Origin of the sequence: Naumannella cuiyingiana, assembly GCF_013408305.1 — a bacterium.
In the GTDB taxonomy this organism is placed as follows: Bacteria; Actinomycetota; Actinomycetes; order Propionibacteriales; family Propionibacteriaceae; genus Naumannella; species Naumannella cuiyingiana.
Map to the genome: position 1 here is coordinate 788,992 of NZ_JACBZS010000001.1, position 16,623 is coordinate 805,614.

Genomic DNA, 16,623 nt, shown 5'->3' on the forward strand with positions numbered 1-16,623 from the left:
GGTGGCATACGACGTGAACACGACGACACCAGAAGGAGAGAAACGACTCCGCCGCGTGGCTCGAATCTGCGAAGGCTTTGGTCAGCGCGTGCAGTACTCGGTCTTCGAAGTTACGTGCTCGCCGACCCTGTTCGCACAGTTGCTCGCGAAACTCCAAGACACAGTCGATCCTGAACTGGACAGCCTGCGCATCTACCCAATCCGCTCTGACTTCAAGCGCGACGTGGTGAGGATGGGGCGATGCCGCGAGTTGCCGACCGACCGCTCGTGGACCATCTAGACTTGGTCACGCTGGGGAAGGATCGGCGATGTCGTCAGCCCCGGCGCCACCCCACACGTCGACGGACGAACCTGAAGAGAAGCTTGGCGCAATCCCTGTGGTTCCCCAGCCTCTTAGTGATGTGGCTTGTCACGGGGGGTGCTCCCGGGCCCCGCGCTCGGGAGGGATTCTCAACGGCGGCGGGATCGCCGCGGTCGGCGGGAAGTTGTTCGTGCTCCCGGGCCCCGCGCTCGGGAGGGATTCTCAACATGCGGCACTGCGACTACTGGTGGCTTGTCTACGTGCTCCCGGGCCCCGCGCTCGGGAGGGATTCTCAACATCGCTGACAACTGGATCGCACTCGTCGCGCCTCAGGTGCTCCCGGGCCCCGCGCTCGGGAGGGATTCTCAACTTAATACGGTTGATTGCGGCTGGAATAGCTTTAGACGTGCTCCCGGGCCCCGCGCTCGGGAGGGATTCTCAACACCATCCCCCAGGACCAGTGGGACCCCGTTTCCGGCGGTGCTCCCGGGCCCCGCGCTCGGGAGGGATTCTCAACGGTCCCGGCAGTCTCCCCAAGGGCCTATAGCTCAGGTGCTCCCGGGCCCCGCGCTCGGGAGGGATTCTCAACACCATCCCCCAGGACCAGTGGGACCCCGTTTCCGGCGGTGCTCCCGGGCCCCGCGCTCGGGAGGGATTCTCAACGGTGGACCAGTTCACCGCGATTTCAAGGGCCGCAAGACGTGCTCCCGGGCCCCGCGCTCGGGAGGGATTCTCAACGGAGGCATCGCCCGCGGAGAGGGTCGGCGATGCCTGTGCTCCCGGGCCCCGCGCTCGGGAGGGATTCTCAACGAGTCCCGGCAGTCTCCCCAAGGGCCTATAGCTCAGGTGCTCCCGGGCCCCGCGCTCGGGAGGGATTCTCAACATCGCTGAGGCGTAGGCGCCGCTGGTAGGGCGCGATCGTGCTCCCGGGCCCCGCGCTCGGGAGGGATTCTCAACTTGCCAGGGCAGCGGTTGTGCGCGTGCTGGCGCGGGGGTGCTCCCGGGCCCCGCGCTCGGGAGGGATTCTCAACTTCGGACGCAGTAGAATCAGCCCAACCCTCAGACCGTGCTCCCGGGCCCCGCGCTCGGGAGGGATTCTCAACATCCCCGTGCAGTCGGTCGGCACCGTGGATGCCGAGGGTGCTCCCGGGCCCCGCGCTCGGGAGGGATTCTCAACTGAACGCGCGGATTGCCGCCCCGTTGTGTCGAGTCAGGTGCTCCCGGGCCCCGCGCTCGGGAGGGATTCTCAACTCACCGAAGCGAAGCATCGAGAAAGGAAACTGAGGCGTGCTCCCGGGCCCCGCGCTCGGGAGGGATTCTCAACTCGATGCGCGTGATGGAACCGAGTCCGGGAAGGTCGCGTGCTCCCGGGCCCCGCGCTCGGGAGGGATTCTCAACACCGCATGGGTCTCCCCGTCGGTGTCGGCCACGGTCGTGCTCCCGGGCCCCGCGCTCGGGAGGGATTCTCAACCGATGTGACTAATGTCGAGGTGATCTTCGACCCGTGTGCTCCCGGGCCCCGCGCTCGGGAGGGATTCTCAACGCGAACCAGCAGAAGATCGCGGCCGCGCAGGTTGAGGTGCTCCCGGGCCCCGCGCTCGGGAGGGATTCTCAACGAGGACGGGATGCGCAAGTACGGCGACGACCTCTACAGTGCTCCCGGGCCCCGCGCTCGGGAGGGATTCTCAACACCGTGACGGCCGCCCGCACCACGGGGGCGGCGATGTGCTCCCGGGCCCCGCGCTCGGGAGGGATTCTCAACACGCCCCGCCGGCGCCTCGGCGTCGCCATCCAGTCCGACGTGCTCCCGGGCCCCGCGCTCGGGAGGGATTCTAACGGCCAGCCTTTCCGCGGCCTGACCGATGCTGATAGCGGTGCTCCCGGGCCCCGCGCTCGGGAGGGATTCTCAACGCGGCAAAGGCTCCCGGCCCCCGAGGGGCATACGTGCTCCCGGGCCCCGCGCTCGGGAGGGATTCTCAACGCGGCAAAGGCTCCCGGCCCCCGAGGGGCATACGTGCTCCCGGGCCCCGCGCTCGGGAGGGATTCTCAACATCGCGAGCACGTCTGACACATCGCGGCGGTGCTGGGTGCTCCCGGGCCCCGCGCTCGGGAGGGATTCTCAACTGGTTGCCGGAGGCGGCGCTGGACCGGCTGGACGCGCGGTGCTCCCGGGCCCCGCGCTCGGGAGGGATCTCAACAGGCACCATGGTCGAGGCTGCACTGATCGAGCGGTTCGTGCTCCCGGGCCCCGCGCTCGGGAGGATTCTCAACATCGACCAGATCATCAACGGCGAACTCGGCCAGCGCGGTGCTCCCGGGCCCCGCGCTCGGGGAGGGATTCTCAACGTGTTCTTCGCCCCCGACGTGTGGGCCGGCTTCCTCGTGCTCCCGGACCCCGCGTTCGCGAGGGATTCACCACGCCGGAAGTCCTAGCGCTCCAATCAGCAAGCAATGCCGTCGGCCAGCGCCGATCACCCGTCGAGCCTCCCGGTCAGGTAGCGCTGGATGGCCGGCGAGACGGCGGCGACCACGGTCTCGACGGGTACGCCGGCCAGCGGCCCGACGCGCAGCACGTGGCGGGCCAGGGCCACACCGATCAGCTGCGACCCGGCGAGGGCGGCCCGCAGCTCGGGATGATCGTCGCGAATCCGGCCGACCAGGCGCCCGAGAACCACCCGCTCGACAAACTCGCGGAGCAACGCCCCGGCAGCCTCGTTGGTGGCGGCCGACCGCAGCAGCGCCACGGCCGCCGGCCCGCTGGCCGGGTCCTCCCAGATCGACAGATAGAACCGCGTCACGGCCTCCCCCAGCCGTGCCTTCGGGACATCGACCGCATCGTCCAGCCCGGCCGGGTCGACCGGCAGCTCCAACGCCGCCGCGAACAGCCCGTCCTTGCCGCCGAAGTAGTGCACCAGCAGCGCCGCATCCACCCCTGCGGCGCGGGCGACGCCGCGCAGCGACGTCCGCTCGTAGCCGCGCTCGGCGAACAGCTCGCGCGCGCGCTCGATGATCAGTGCCCGGGTGCCGGGGCTGCCGGGCCGCCGCCCGCGGGCCGTGGTGCCACTCACGCGCCCAGCATAATTCCTCAACTGTTGATTTCAACACTCGTTGAGTTCTATGGTCGATCCATGACGACCCGCGACACCGAGGTGATCATCGCCGGGGCCGGCCCGACCGGGCTGATGCTGGCCAACTGGCTGCAGCGCCTCGGCGTACCCCACCTGCTGCTCGACCCCAAGACCGGCCCGACCCGCGAATCCCGCGCGCTCGCGCTGCAGGCACGCAGCCTGGAGATCTATGACCAGCTCGGCATGATCGACGCGGTACGCGATGCCGCCGCACCGGCATTCCGGGTCTCCCCCGGCTGGCGCGACCGGCCGGCGCCGAGCGCCGTGCCCCTCGCCCGCCTCGGCGCCGGCCTCACCCCCTACCCCGGCCTCGCCGAGCTGGAACAGTCGGAGAACGAGCGGCTCCTCGTCGAACACCTCGAGCGCGCCGGCGGCACCGTCGGCTGGGGCCACGAGATCACCGAGCACCGCGAGACCCCGGACGGCGTGCGCGTCCGGTTCAGCACCCCGGACGGGCCGGGTGAGGCGACCGGGCGCTGGCTGGTCGGCGCCGACGGGGCGTCCTCGCCGACCCGGGAGCGGGCCGGCATCGCGTTCACCGGCACCACCCAACCGGGCAGCTTCTGGGTCGCCGATGCCCGCGACGTGACCGGCCTGCCCGCCGACGCGGTCAGCCTGCGGTTCGCCGAGCACGGCTTCCTGATCACCTTCCCCATGCGCGGGCGCGATCACCATCGCCTGATCGGGATGGACCGCGCCGACGAGCCGTCCGAGACCACCGTCCGCCGCGATGTCGCCGAGCGATTCGGCGTCACCTGGGGCGAGTCCGCCTGGTTCGCCCACTACCGGGTCCATCACCGCGTCGCCGACGCCTTCCGCGCCGGCCGAGTCCTGCTTGCCGGCGACGCCGCGCACGTACATTCACCGGTCGGCGGACAGGGCATGAACACCGGCCTGCAGGACGCCCACAACCTCGCCTACAAACTCGCCGCGGTCGCCGCCGGCGCGGCCGGCGAGAAGGCGCTCGATCGCTACCAGGCTGAGCGCCGCCCGGTCGCCCGCCGCCTGGTCGGCGGCGTCGACCGGGTCTTCGATGCGGTCGTCGACCCCTCCCCGGCCATGGTGGCGGCGCGACGAATCCTGGTGCCGCTGTGGGCGCCGCTGCTGGGCGGCGTGCTGCCCCGGCTGCCGATCGCCCGACGACTGGTCGGCTACCTCGGGCAGTTCCGCATCCACTACTGGATGACCGACGCGGCCCGCGCCACCGGGCGACGGCATCCGGTGGTCGGGCGCCGGCTGCCATGGACGGGCCAGAACTTCGACGTGCTGCGGGACGCGAGCTGGCAGGTGCACGCCTACGGTGCGACCGCACCCACCCTTGCCGGCCTACCGGCAGTGATCAGGGCCGCCCACCGCTTCGGCGAGCGGCGCGATCTCCACCTCGACCCCGCGCTGCTCCATCTGGTACGCCCGGACGGCTTCGTCGCCGCGACGGCCGCGCCGGCCGATGCGCCGGCCGAGTTCGCCCGGGTGCTCGCCGAGCAGGGCTATCGCGGATGACTCAGTAGAGCTTCTCCGCGTACGACGGCCCGTAGTAGCGCTGCAGCTCGGACAGGTCGTCGTCGGGCCGCTCCATCGCCTTGGCGATCACCGCGCGCTCGGGGACGGCGTCCGGGCGCCAGGTCGCCGGCCGCCACAGCTTCGAGCGCAGGAACGCCTTCGAGCAGTGGTGGAAGACCTCGTCGATCTCGACCACCAGCGCCATGATCGGCCGCCTGCCGCGCACCGCCATCTCGTCCAGGAACGGGGCATCGGCGATCAGCCGGGCCCGCCCGTTGACCCGCAGCGTGTCGCCGCGACCGGCGATGACGAAGATCAGCCCGACGTGCGGGTTGCGCAGAATGTTGCGGTAGCCGTCCACCCGTCGGTTGCCGGGCCGCTCGGCCAGCGCGATCGTCCGGTCGTCCAGCACGTACACCAGGTCGCCCGCCGGGTCGCCCTTGGGCGAGGCATCGCAGTTGCCCTCGGCATCGGCGGTGGCGACCACACAGAACGCGCTGGCGGCGAGCCAGTCGCGGTCGAGCGCCGTCAGCGCCGGGCGTACCTTCTCCCGCACGCGCGCAACCGGCTCGCCGACCAGCGCGGTCAACGCGGCGTCGTCGGTGATCTCCGTCCACTCCCCCGGCACGCTCATCCCGAGTGAGCGTACCGGGCTACTTCACGCCGCCCGAGGTGAGCCCGGCGACGATCCGGCGCTGGAAGATCAGCACGCCGATCAGCAGCGGCACCGTCACGATGACACCGGCCGCCATGATCGTGCCGTACGGGGTGTCGAATCCGCTGACGCCGGTGAACTTCGAGATCGCCACCGCGGCGGTCTGCATGTCCGCGCTGCGTCCGAAGGTCAGCGCGATCATGAACTCGTTCCAGACCGCGATGAAGGTGATGATCGCCGTGGTGAAGATGCCCGGGGCGGCCAGCGGCAGGATCAGCAGCCGGAATGCCTGGGCAGGCGTGGCGCCGTCGACCATCCCCGCCTGTTCCAGCTCGCGCGGCATCTGCCGGAAGAAGGCCGTCAGGTTCCACACGCACAGCGGCAGCGCGAAAGACAGGCTGGGCAGGATCAGCGCCTGGTAGGTGTCGATCCAATAGATCGGCAGCCACGGGTAGGAGCCGGAGAACATCTTCAGCAGCGGGATCAGCAAGGTGATGCCGGGGAACATGGCGCAGGCGATGATCACGCCGAGCACCACGCCCTTCAGCGGGAAGCGCAGTCGCGCCAGCGCATAGGAGCCGAGGATGCCGAAGATCAGCGTCAGCAGCGTGGTGGCCAGGCTCACGATCAGCGAGTTCAGCAGAGCCTGACCGAACCGGTTGTTGCCGGCGAAGACGCCGGCAAAGTTCGCCAGGGACGGCGGATTGGGCAAGAAGTCCGTGCTCCGGCCCATCGTCGGCAGCCGCAGCGACGACACCACCATCCAGTAGAACGGCGCCACACAATAGATCAGGATCGCCGCCATGCCGAGGATGCCGAGGATCTGGAAGGCGCGGCTGCGCGCCGACTTCTTCGGCTTCTTGAGTTCCGCGAACTCCTCGGCGCTGGTCCGCCGCTGCTGCTCCGACCCGGTGTCGACGGTGGTGCTCATGGCATGTCTCCCGACGTGATCGTTGCCCCGGTCGACCGGGTGCTCCCATTGCGGGCGCCCGTGCGCTTCTGCTGCCGGTGCCGCTTCTTCTGCTCCTTGATGGCATTCAGTTCCTCGTCACCGACGACATCGGCGCCGAGCACCCGGACGAACACGAAGGCGATCAGCATGATGTAGAGGAACAACACGATCGAGTACGCCGCCGCCGGCCCGTATCTGGTGGCATTGCTCTCGATGTAGGCGAACATGGACATCGTCTCGACCGAGTACTTGCCGGAGCCGATCATGCCCCAGGGCAGATCGAACATCCGCAGCGTGTCGAGGGCGCGGAACAGCACGGCGACCACCAGTGCCGGCTTGACCATCGGCAAGGTGATCCGCACGAAGGTCTGCCAGGGGCTGGCGCCGTCCACCTTGGCCGCCTCGTAGACCTCGGCGGGGATGGTCTGCAGGCCCGCCAGGGTGAGCAGCCCGATGAACGGTGCCGTCTTCCAGACATCGGCGATGATCACCGCCAGGAAGGACTGCGGGCCGTCGGCGAGCCAGAGGATCTGCTGACCGAGGATCTTGTTGGCGACGCCGTCGGAGTCGAAGATCAGCTTCCACATCAGCGCCGAGACGATGGTCGGGATCGCCCACGGCACCAAGATGCCGGCGCGGATCAGACCGGTGCCGCGGATCGCCCGCGCCATGATCAGCGCCATCGCCACGCCGAGCACGGTCTCGATCAGCACACAGATCACCGTGAACAGCGTCGTGTTGATCAGCGCATTCGTGAACCGGTCGTGGGTGCCCCACTGGGTGGTGACCAGTTGCGCGGTGTTGGAGAACACGTCGGTGTAGTTGCCCAGGCCGACGAACTGGTCACCCCCGACCACCTTGCCGGTCCGGGGATCGACCGCGTCCAACTGGCGGAACACCGACTCCCGCATCGACAACAGGATGGGGATGCCGACGATGAACAAGATGACCAGCATCGTCGGTGACAGCAACAGCCCGGCCAGCCGGCCCTGGCCGTCGGACAGCGCATTGCGCCGCGTCTTGTGCGGCGGCCGCTTGGCCGCCGCGGATCGATCGACCGCGGCGCGGGCCGCGGGCTCCTCGTCCGCAACGGAACTGGCTGATCCGCTCGCGGCTCGGGACGGGACTTGCTCATCGGCCATGGCCGTGCCTCCTTGCCAGGCGGGGAGGCCCGATCAGGCCTCCCCGCACGGAATCACCTCTGGATCAACTGCTCCAGCCGCGGCTGCAGTTGATTCATCGCATCGGCGGCCGTGGAGTCGCCCTGCATGACCGGATAGGTCGCATCCTGGATCGCCAGCGTGACATCGCCGTACTGGACGACCTTCGGCCGGGGCTTGGCGCTCTCGATCGAGGCCTTCAGCGTCGGCATGTACGGGTACTTCTTGTTCAGCTCGGGATCGTCGTAGAGCGCGGTCAGCGTCGGCGCCAGCGAGGTTGCCAGCGTGTTCGCCTTCTGCGTCTCCGCGCTCGTCATGTACTTGATGAAGTCGAGCGCGGTGCCCTTGTTCTCGGCGAACGACGAGATCGCGAAGTTGTGCCCGCCCAACGAGGACACGCCCGGGCCGTCCTTGCCGGGCAGCGGCGCGACCTCGAACTTCCCGTTCACCTTCGACGAGCCGTCGGACTTGCTCATCAGTGCGAAGGCGTACGGCCAGTTGCGGTGGAAGATCAACTTGCCGTCCTGGAAGGCCTGCCGGCCCTGCTCCTCCTGCCAGGTGATCGCCTCCTTCGGGATGGTCCCGTCGGCGAACGACTCGCCCAGGAAGTTCAGGCCCTCGACCGACTGCGGGCTGTTCGCGGTGGGTACGCCCTGGGCGTCCACCAGCGCGCCGCCGGCGGAGTCGACCGCCTCGGCGACATTCACCGTCAGACCCTCGTACTTCTGGTACTGGCCGGCGAAGCAACCCATGTCCTTGGCATCCGATACCTTCGACTTGACCGCTGCGCAGGCATCCTTCATCTCCTGCCAGGTGGTCGGCGGCTGGGCCACGCCGGCCTCCTTCAGCAGATCCGAGCGGTAGTACAACAACCCGCCGTCACCGGTGCCGGGAATGCCGTAGAGCTGATCGAAATAGGTCGCGCCGTCGACCGTGGGCTGCAGGAAGCTCGCCATGTCGAACTGGTCGGCCGGCAGCGGATCCACATAGCTGTTCGCCGCGAACTCCGCCGTCCACACCACGTCCAGGCTGAGCACCGTGTACTCGGGGCTGCGCGTCTGGGCGTTCTGGATCATCTGGGCCCGCTGCTGGTCGGCGTTGTCGGGCAACTCGACCAACTCGACCTTCTCGTCGGGGTTGTCCTTGTTCCACGCGTCGATCTGGTTCTGCAGGTTGCCCGAGGTGTCCTTGCCCTGGACGTACTTGATCGGGCCCCGCTGGGTGAAGTCGGGCCCGGCGGCGGTCTCGGTGTCCCCACCCGGCTGATCGCCCGGCGGCGGCGTGCCGCCACAGGCGGCCGCCGTCAGTGCCAGCGCCGACACGATCGCCACACCTGCCGCCGCGCGCACCGCGCGGCCGGCGGGTCGGCGTACTGCTGTTCGGTTCGTCCCCATCGTCGATCCTTATGTCGTGTACGTCCGGCTGGTCTGGACCGTGCCGGATGTTCAGTTTGTGCAGTGGCCAGAACTTAACGCCGTCGGGCCTCGAAGGGCACTCCGCGTCGCGTGCTGTGCCCCAAATCGTTACCCAGCATCGCGACCGGCGACAGAGCGTTGCGCAACGGCCGCCCGGCTCGCCCGAGGACACGTCCTTCCAGCCCGGGTTGCCACTCGTTCAGCGCAGCCGCGGCATTGCCCGGCATCGCCGGTCGCACCAGCGTGTTCGACTTCTGCGTCCGCTCCCGCGGGACGGGGTCAGTTGCGGCGGGCCGCTTTCACGATGCCGCGCAGCACGAGGGCGAACACCACCGTGCCGACGACCGCGCCGCCGATCAGGGCGACGCGATCCCAGCGCAACCCGTAGTTGTCCACGAATTCCTGTTTGGCCTTGTTGAACTCGGTCGTGGCGAAGGTCTTGGCCTCGCTGAAGGCCCGCTCCTTCACGCGTCCCGGCTGTACCTGATCGACCAGATCCTCGACGTCGGCACTCAGTCGCGCCTCGGTGGCCGCGATGTCGGACTCGATCTCGGACACGCTGCGCGGGTCCGGGGCCTTGCGCTGCTTCGGGTCGGACACGAATCCCTCCTGGCTGGGCTCGCTCGGGCCCGGGTCGGGCCCGAGCGAGTCGTACTCTAGCCGGTGAGCTCGCTCAGCCGGGTCTGCAGTTGGTCTGCCGCCGCGTCCGGTTGTGACGTGCCCTGCTCGACCGGGTAGACGGCGTCCTGGATGGCGAGCGTGACGTCGCCGTAGCGCACCACCTGGGGCCGCTGCTTGGCCGACTTCAGCGACTCCAGCAGGACCGGGTAGTAGCCATAGGTCTTGTTCAGTTCGGCGTCGTCGTACAGGCTGGTCAGGATCGGAGCCTGGCTGGTCTGCAGGGCCATCTCCTTCTGCTGCTCCGGCTGCGTCATGTACTTGACGAACTCGAGGGCGGTGCCCTTGTTCTTGGCGAAGGCCGAGATGGCGAGGTTGCGGCCGCCCAGCGTCGAGGTGCCGGGACCGTTCAGGCCCGGCAGCGGAGCGATGTCGAACTTGCCGTTCACCTTCGACGAGCCGTCACCCTTGTTGGCCAGCGCATAGGCGTAGGGCCAGTTGCGCATGAAGATCAACTTGCCGTCCTGGAAGGCCGTGCGGCTCTCCTCCTCCTTCCAGGTCAGCGCCTCCTTCGGGATGGTGCCGTCGGCGAACCAGTCCGCCAGCCACTGGAACGCCTGCTTGGCCTCGGGCGTGTTCACCGCGGGCTTGCCCTGCTCGTCGGTCATCGAACCACCGGAGCTGTTCACCGCCTCGGAGATGTTCACGGTCAGCCCCTCGTACTTCTGGTGCTGGCCGGAGTAGCAGTCGATGTCCTTGGCCTCGGCGACCTTGGACTTGACCGTCTCGCAGGCCTGCTTCATCTCCGCGTACGTCGTCGGCACCTTGGTCACGCCGGCCGCGTCCAGCAGGTCCTTGCGGTAGTACAGCAGCGCGCCATTGGCAGTCAGCGGTACGGCGTACAACTGGTCGAAGTAGGTCGAGGTCTGCACGCCACCCTGGACGAAATCGGTCAGGTCGAGTTGATCACTCGGCAGCGGATCCACCCAACTGTTCGCCGCGAACTCGGCGGTCCAGACCACGTCCAGGCCGAGCACCGTGTAGTCCGGGTTGCGCGTCTGCGCGTTCTGCACGAACTGCGCCCGCTGGGAATCGGCGTCCTCCGGCAACTCGACCAGGGTGACCTCCTGATCGGGATTCGCCTCGTTCCACTTGTCGATCTGCTTCTGCAGGAAGCCGCTGGTGTCCTTGCCCTGCACGTAGGTGATGGGACCGCGTTCGTTGTAGGCGGCCTGGTCGGCCGTCGGGCCCGGGGCGGTGCCGCCGCCCGGATCGGCCGGGGCACCACAGGCGGCGGCCAGCAGGGCCAGACCACCGATGGCGCCGGCGAGCATCACCCGCGCTCGCGGGCGGGAGCGAAGGACAGTGGACATCGTCGTCACCTCTCTTGCGGGTCAGATGCCGCTATCCGTCGAGCCGCGGCAATGGCCGATTGTAGGACTGTCGACAACGAGTGGGAAATGTCTTGCGGTGGATGGTTACCGAACAGACACAAAGCACTTCGATCGGCGCTGTCGGGCTCCCCCGCTACCCTGCCGTCATGTCCACCAGACTCGAGGCCGGTTCGCCCGCGCCGCCCTTCACCCTGCCCGCCGCATCCGGCTCCGAGATCTCGCTCGCCGATCAGCGCGGCCGGCGCGTGGTCGTCTACTTCTACCCCGCCGCGATGACCCCCGGCTGCACGACCCAGGCGATCGACTTCACCGCGGCCGGGCCGCGCTTCGACGAGGCCGGCGTCGTGGTGCTCGGGATCTCCCCGGACCCGTTGGACAAGCTGCGGCAGTTCCGCGACGCCGAGCAGATCAGCTTCGAGCTGTTGTCCGATCCCGACCGGACGGTGCTGGAGGCCTACGGCGCCTACGGCACGAAGAAGCTCTACGGCAAGGAGATCGAGGGCGTGATCCGCTCGACCTTCGTGATCGACGTCGACGACGACGGCGCCGGGACGATCGACCTCGCCCAGTACAACGTGAAGGCGACCGGTCACGTCGACCGGCTGCGGACCCAGCTCGACATCTGAGGCCGCGCCGACCGCGTAGCCTGTCTGCTGCGCGGCCGTAGCCCAATTGGCAGAGGCACAGGTTTTAGGTACCTGCCAGTGTGAGTTCGAGTCTCACCGGCCGCACCACAACGGCCCGCGCGGATCCGCTCAGCCGGCGCGGTCCAACCGCTCCCAGGTGACGAAGGAGTAGCCGTCGCGATTCTCGCGCGCGGACTCGTACCAGGTGTCGGTGTCGATCACCGGGAAGGTCACATCGCCCTCGGCCTCGGCGTCGACCAGCGTCACCTCGAGCCGGGTCAGCCGGTCGGCGAAGAGCCGGTAGATCTCGCCACCACCAGCGACGAAGATCGGCCCGCCGGCCGATCGGGCGGCCGCCAGCGCGGCGTCGGCGTCATGGGCGACGGTGACCTGGCCATGGCGCCACTCCGGGTCGCGGGTGAGCACGACGGTGGTCCGCCCCGGTAGCACCCGCCCGATCGCCTCGAAGGTACGCCGGCCCATGATCAACACGCCGCCGGTGGTCAGTCGCTTGAATCGTTGTTGATCTTCGGCGATGTGCCAGGGCTGGTCCGCGCCGTCGCCGATCACGCCCCCGTGACCCATGATCACGATCGCGGTCAGCTCGCTCACACGGCCACCGGCGCCTTGATCGGCGGATGCGGGTCGTAGTTCTCGACCGCGATGTGCTCGAAGGAGAAGGCGTCGATGTCGCGTACCGCCGGATCCAGGCGCAATGTCGGCAGCGGGCGCGGCTCGCGCGCGAGCTGCGTGCGTACCTGATCAAGATGGTTGAGGTAGAGGTGGGTGTCGCCGGTGGTGTGCACGAAATCGCCCACCCCGAGCCCGCAGACCTGCGCGACCATGTGAGTCAGCAGGGCGTAGCTGGCGATGTTGAACGGTACGCCGAGGAAGACGTCGGCCGATCGCTGGTAGAGCTGGCAGGACAGCTTGCCATCGGCGACATAGAACTGGAACATCGTGTGGCACGGCGGCAGCGCCATCTCGTCCAGCTCGGCGACATTCCACGCGTTGACCAGGTGCCGACGCGAATCGGGATTGGACCGGATGTTGTCGATCACCGTGCGGATCTGGTCGACGTGGCGGCCGTCGGGGGTGGGCCAGGAGCGCCACTGGTAGCCGTAGACCGGGCCGAGCTCGCCCGCCTCGTCGGCCCACTCGTCCCAGATCGTCACGCCGTGCTCGCGCAACCAGGCGACATTGGTGTCGCCGCGCAGGAACCACAACAGCTCGCCGACCACCGAGCGCAGGTGGACCTTCTTGGTGGTGACCAGCGGGAAACCGGCATTCAGGTCGAAGCGCATCTGGTGGCCGAACAGGCTCAGGGTGCCGGTGCCGGTGCGGTCGTCCTTGCGTACCCCCTGGTTCAGCACCTTGTCCAACAGCTCCAGGTATTGCTGCATCAGTTCTCCCGCGGGTCCGTCTTCCCGAGCTCCTCGACCACCAGCGGCGCCATCAGCGCCAGCGCCCGGGCCCGGTGGCTGATCGCGTCCTTCTCCTCCGGCGCCATCTCGGCCAGGGTCATCCTATGTCCGGCCGCGCGGAAGATCGGGTCGTAGCCGAACCCGTGTCGCCCGGCAGGGGCGAGGGTGAGCGTGCCGGGCAGCTCGCCGATCGCGACATCCTCGCGCAGCTCACCGGCGGGGCTGGGCCGGACGTAGGCCAGCGCGCAGACGAAGTGGGCGCCGCGGTCCGGCTCGGGCACATCGTCGAGCTGGCGCAACAGCAGCGCCAGGTTGTCGGCATCGGTGGCCTCCGGACCCGACCAGCGGGCGCTGCGGACGCCGGGCATGCCGTTCAGCACGTCCACCGCCAGCCCGGAATCGTCGGCGAGCGACGGCAGCCCGGTCGAGCGTGCCGCCGCGCGGGCCTTGATCAGCGCATTGTGCTCGAAGGTGCCGCCGGTCTCCGCGGGCGGCTGCTCGGCAGAGACATCCCCGAGCCCGACCACCTCGATGCCGCGGCCGGCGAACAGCCGCGACAGCTCGGCCAGCTTCTTGGCGTTGTGGCTGGCCAACAGCAGCCTGGTCACCGCGCGGCCGGTTCGGTGTCCAGGGCGGCGCGCTGCAGGGTGGTCAGCTCGGCGCAGCCGGCGACGCCGAGGTCGAGCAGCGTGTTCAGCAGGTCACGGTCGAAGGGCTCGGCCTCCGCGGTGCCCTGGACCTCGACGAAACGCCCGGAGCCCGTCATCACGACGTTCAGGTCGACGTCGGCGCCCGAGTCCTCGGTGTAGGCGAGGTCGAGCATCGGCGTACCACCGACGACGCCGACGGAGATCGCAGCGACCGAGTCGGTCAGCGGCTCACCGGCCAGGGCATTGCGGCCGCGAAGCCACTCCACGGCATCGGCGAGGGCGACATAGGCGCCGGTGATCGCGGCGGTACGCGTACCCCCGTCGGCCTGCAGCACGTCGCAGTCGAGCACGATGGTGTTCTCACCCAGCGCGGCATAGTCGACGACCGCTCGCAGGCTGCGCCCGATCAGGCGGCTGATCTCGTGCGTGCGCCCGCCGATCTTGCCCTTCACCGACTCGCGGGAGGAGCGGTCGTGGGTGGCCCGGGGCAGCATCGCGTACTCCGCGGTCACCCAGCCCAGGCCGCTTCCCTTGCGCCAGCGGGGTACGCCCTCGGTGACGCTGGCGGCGACCAGCACCCGCGTCGCGCCGAACTCGACCAACACCGAACCCTCGGCATGGTCGAGCCAGTTGCGGGTGATCCGCACCTCGCGAAGTTGATCAAGGGCACGACCGTCGACACGAGGCTGGGAACTCATGGGCCAGACCCTACCGGGCATGGACAGACCCGCAGGCTGCCTCGCGAAGGAGGCGTGCCGGATGGACTCTTCCGGCGCCTGCGGGTCCGGGTAGCTCGCTGGGATTCGCTGCTACCAACAGCTGCGCCGGTCACCCGGCGCGGTCCTGGCGATGCCGCTGGTCAGCGGCGAGCCACCTCACGTGTCCACAAGTCATTCATTACTCGGACCACCTCCTCTCTCGCGTGCTGTCCACCGTATGTCGCGCGAGCGGGACGTTCAACGAGATTTCGCAGGTGGCCCCGATCAGGAGAACTGCTCGACGTCGGTGACGAATCCACCCATCAGGCGTCGGCCGACGCCCGCGAACTGCTCGGGGTTGCCCGTGGTCAGGAAGCGATGGTTGCGCGCGCGGGGCCGATCGTGGACCAGCGCGCGGCGGGTCAGGGTCGCATAGGTCTCCTTCGCGCCCTCCTCGGCGCTGGAGATCAGCGTGACGTTCTCGCCGAGGACATAGGAGATCACGCCGGTCAGCAGCGGGAAGTGCGTCGAGCCGAGGATCAGCGTGTCGATCTGCGCGGCCCGCAGCGGCGCCAGGTAGTCCTCGGCGCAGGCCAGCAGCTCCGGGCCGCCGGTGATCCCGGCCTCGACGAACTCGACGAACTTGGGGCAGGCGCGGTTGATCACCTCGACCTGCGGCACGGCAGCGAAGGTGTCGGCATAGGCGCCCGAGGTGGCCGTGGCCTCGGTGCTGATCACCCCGACCAGCCCGGACCGGGTGGCGGCGGCGGCCCGGCGTACCGCCGGAACGATCACCTCGACCACCGGCACCGCATAGCGCTCGCGGGCGTCGCGGAGCATGGCCGCGGAGGCGGTGTTGCAGGCGATCACCAACGCCTTGACGCCCAACGACACCAGGTGATCCAGGCACTCGAGGGCGTTCTCGCGTACCTGCCCGATGGTCTGTACGCCGTAGGGGGCGCGGGCGGTGTCGCCCAGATAGATGATGTCCTCGTTGGGCAACTGGTCGACCACAGCGCGCGCCACGGTCAGCCCGCCGAAACCGGAGTCGAAGATCCCGATCGGCGCCTCGGTGTCGACCACTGCCCGTTCCTCGCTGCCGCTCACAGGCTCCCCACCAACGTCTCCTGGGCGAAGCCCAGCCATTCGAAGACCGAATACAGGTACGCCCGGGCGTCGTCCTCGGGCAGCGCCGCCAGCTCCTCCACGCCCTCGGCGTCGCTCACCCCCAGCCGTGCGGCGAGGCTCAGCCGCAGCGCGGTCAGCACCTTCAGCCAGGAATCGACATCGGCCTCCGCGACCGCGACCGGCCGCGACCCGGACCCGCTGGCCGCCAGGTCGTCCAGCACCTGCCGGGCGTGGGCCACGAGTTGGTCGCGCAGATCGGCCTGGGTGTAGCGCCGATAGTCCGACGCGGCCTGCGGGTCGTGCGGATACGGATTCGGGAACAGCCGCTGGATGACGGGATCACCGGACTGCTCCGGCTCGTCGGGCTCGGCCGACAGCTCGGCGGACAACCGCTCCAGCGGATCGGCCGATTCGGCGGCCGGCTCGCCCAGCGCGTCGGTGGTCAGCTCGACCAACTGGCCGATCAGCGAGGCGAGCATCGCCACCTCCGCCTCCGACATCCGCGCGGTGAGCACCGAGCCCTTGCGGGTGAACCTTCTCATCGTCTCCTTCTCGCCGTCCGTGCCGTCGCCCGGACCGTCCGGGCATGCCCGGTCAGTCGGCCTTGTCCAGCGTCGCCCACAGCCCGAAGCCGTGCATGGCATTGCAGTCGCGCTCCATCTCCTCCCGGCCCCCGGAGGAGACCACTGCCTTGCCTTCGGAGTGCACCTGCATCATCAGTTGCTGCGCCTTCTCCCGGGAGTAGTGGAAGTAGGTGACGAAGACGTGCGTGACATACGACATCAGGTTGACCGGATCGTCCCAGACGATCGTCACCCACGGGGCCGCGTCGAGTCCGCCCTCGGCGGGACGCTCGGCGATGGCGGCGCCACCGGCCGGGGTCACCTCCGGCGAGGAACACGAGATGGTGGCGGGCATGGGGTTCATTGTGGCAAAGCCGGGCCGCCACCTGAAATGCCGACGGGCCGCGTTAC

Annotated in this window: 17 protein-coding genes, 1 tRNA gene and 1 CRISPR repeat array; of the genes, 4 read left to right on the forward strand and 14 right to left on the reverse strand. The window is 69.0% G+C overall.

The features are described from left to right. Position 1: 1 nt before the first annotated feature. On the forward strand, positions 2–280 hold the full coding sequence (gene cas2 / locus GGQ54_RS03560) for a CRISPR-associated endonuclease Cas2 (protein WP_218843673.1): 279 nt from the start codon (positions 2–4) through the stop codon (positions 278–280). A gap of 138 nt (positions 281–418) precedes the next feature. Further along, positions 419–2,500: a CRISPR direct-repeat array (repeat unit 37 nt; unit sequence GTGCTCCCGGGCCCCGCGCTCGGGAGGGATTCTCAAC). A gap of 272 nt (positions 2,501–2,772) precedes the next feature. Here the strand turns inward: cas2 and GGQ54_RS03565 are convergent. Beyond that, entirely contained in the window at positions 2,773–3,369 is a 597-nt protein-coding gene (locus GGQ54_RS03565; protein ID WP_179444131.1) for a TetR/AcrR family transcriptional regulator, read from the reverse strand. Positions 3,370–3,429: 60 nt separating this feature from the next. Between GGQ54_RS03565 and GGQ54_RS03570 the strand changes: the two genes are divergently transcribed. Beyond that, positions 3,430–4,929 carry an FAD-dependent monooxygenase gene (locus tag GGQ54_RS03570; protein ID WP_179444132.1) on the forward strand — a complete coding sequence of 500 codons (1,500 nt, stop codon included), beginning with the start codon at positions 3,430–3,432 and terminating at the stop codon, positions 4,927–4,929. 1 nt (position 4,930) lies between these two features. Here the strand turns inward: GGQ54_RS03570 and GGQ54_RS03575 are convergent, their stop codons facing one another. The 6 genes from GGQ54_RS03575 to GGQ54_RS03600 all read right to left on the reverse strand — a co-directional run bounded on the left by GGQ54_RS03575 (position 4,931) and on the right by GGQ54_RS03600 (position 11,102). Continuing rightward, positions 4,931–5,563 carry a pyridoxamine 5'-phosphate oxidase family protein gene (locus GGQ54_RS03575; protein ID WP_179444133.1) on the reverse strand — a complete coding sequence of 211 codons (633 nt, stop codon included), beginning with the start codon at positions 5,561–5,563 and terminating at the stop codon, positions 4,931–4,933. 19 nt (positions 5,564–5,582) lie between these two features. Further along, complete coding sequence (locus GGQ54_RS03580) at positions 5,583–6,515, reverse strand: carbohydrate ABC transporter permease (RefSeq protein ID WP_179444134.1); 933 nt, start codon at positions 6,513–6,515, stop codon at positions 5,583–5,585. After that, positions 6,512–7,678: a carbohydrate ABC transporter permease gene (locus GGQ54_RS03585; RefSeq protein ID WP_179444135.1), complete on the reverse strand. Its 1,167-nt coding sequence runs from the start codon at positions 7,676–7,678 to the stop codon at positions 6,512–6,514. Before GGQ54_RS03585 ends, GGQ54_RS03580 begins: the two co-directional genes overlap by 4 nt. Positions 7,679–7,731: 53 nt before the next feature. Continuing rightward, positions 7,732–9,090, reverse strand: coding sequence for an ABC transporter substrate-binding protein (locus tag GGQ54_RS03590; protein WP_179444136.1), 1,359 nt, complete (start codon positions 9,088–9,090; stop codon positions 7,732–7,734). A 300-nt stretch (positions 9,091–9,390) separates the two neighbouring features. Next, on the reverse strand, positions 9,391–9,711 hold the full coding sequence (locus GGQ54_RS03595; protein ID WP_179444137.1) for a DUF3618 domain-containing protein: 321 nt from the start codon (positions 9,709–9,711) through the stop codon (positions 9,391–9,393). A 56-nt stretch (positions 9,712–9,767) separates the two neighbouring features. After that, positions 9,768–11,102, reverse strand: coding sequence for an ABC transporter substrate-binding protein (locus tag GGQ54_RS03600; protein WP_179444138.1), 1,335 nt, complete (start codon positions 11,100–11,102; stop codon positions 9,768–9,770). 167 nt (positions 11,103–11,269) lie between these two features. On the opposite strand from GGQ54_RS03600, the gene GGQ54_RS03605 reads away from it, so the two are divergent. Next, entirely contained in the window at positions 11,270–11,749 is a 480-nt protein-coding gene (locus tag GGQ54_RS03605; protein ID WP_179444139.1) for a peroxiredoxin, read from the forward strand. Between the two features lie 31 nt (positions 11,750–11,780). Next, positions 11,781–11,857, forward strand: a tRNA-Leu gene (locus GGQ54_RS03610). Positions 11,858–11,878: 21 nt separating this feature from the next. Here the strand turns inward: GGQ54_RS03610 and GGQ54_RS03615 are convergent. The 7 genes from GGQ54_RS03615 to clpS all read right to left on the reverse strand — a co-directional run bounded on the left by GGQ54_RS03615 (position 11,879) and on the right by clpS (position 16,567). Next, complete coding sequence (locus GGQ54_RS03615) at positions 11,879–12,361, reverse strand: dihydrofolate reductase (RefSeq protein ID WP_179444140.1); 483 nt, start codon at positions 12,359–12,361, stop codon at positions 11,879–11,881. After that, a complete protein-coding gene (locus tag GGQ54_RS03620) occupies positions 12,358–13,152 on the reverse strand; it encodes a thymidylate synthase (RefSeq protein ID WP_179444141.1) in 795 nt (264 codons plus the stop codon). Before GGQ54_RS03620 ends, GGQ54_RS03615 begins: the two co-directional genes overlap by 4 nt. Further along, positions 13,152–13,781 carry an RdgB/HAM1 family non-canonical purine NTP pyrophosphatase gene (rdgB, locus tag GGQ54_RS03625; protein WP_179444142.1) on the reverse strand — a complete coding sequence of 210 codons (630 nt, stop codon included), beginning with the start codon at positions 13,779–13,781 and terminating at the stop codon, positions 13,152–13,154. Before rdgB ends, GGQ54_RS03620 begins: the two co-directional genes overlap by 1 nt. Further along, on the reverse strand, positions 13,778–14,521 hold the full coding sequence (gene rph / locus GGQ54_RS03630; RefSeq protein WP_179444143.1) for a ribonuclease PH: 744 nt from the start codon (positions 14,519–14,521) through the stop codon (positions 13,778–13,780). Before rph ends, rdgB begins: the two co-directional genes overlap by 4 nt. 285 nt (positions 14,522–14,806) lie before the next feature. After that, positions 14,807–15,604, reverse strand: a complete 798-nt coding sequence (gene murI / locus GGQ54_RS03635) for a glutamate racemase (RefSeq protein WP_343045842.1) — start codon at positions 15,602–15,604, stop codon at positions 14,807–14,809. 20 nt (positions 15,605–15,624) lie between these two features. Beyond that, entirely contained in the window at positions 15,625–16,191 is a 567-nt protein-coding gene (locus GGQ54_RS03640) for a DUF2017 domain-containing protein (protein WP_179444145.1), read from the reverse strand. Positions 16,192–16,243: 52 nt separating this feature from the next. Next, positions 16,244–16,567, reverse strand: a complete 324-nt coding sequence (gene clpS, locus GGQ54_RS03645) for an ATP-dependent Clp protease adapter ClpS (RefSeq protein ID WP_179444146.1) — start codon at positions 16,565–16,567, stop codon at positions 16,244–16,246. Positions 16,568–16,623 lie beyond the last annotated feature (56 nt).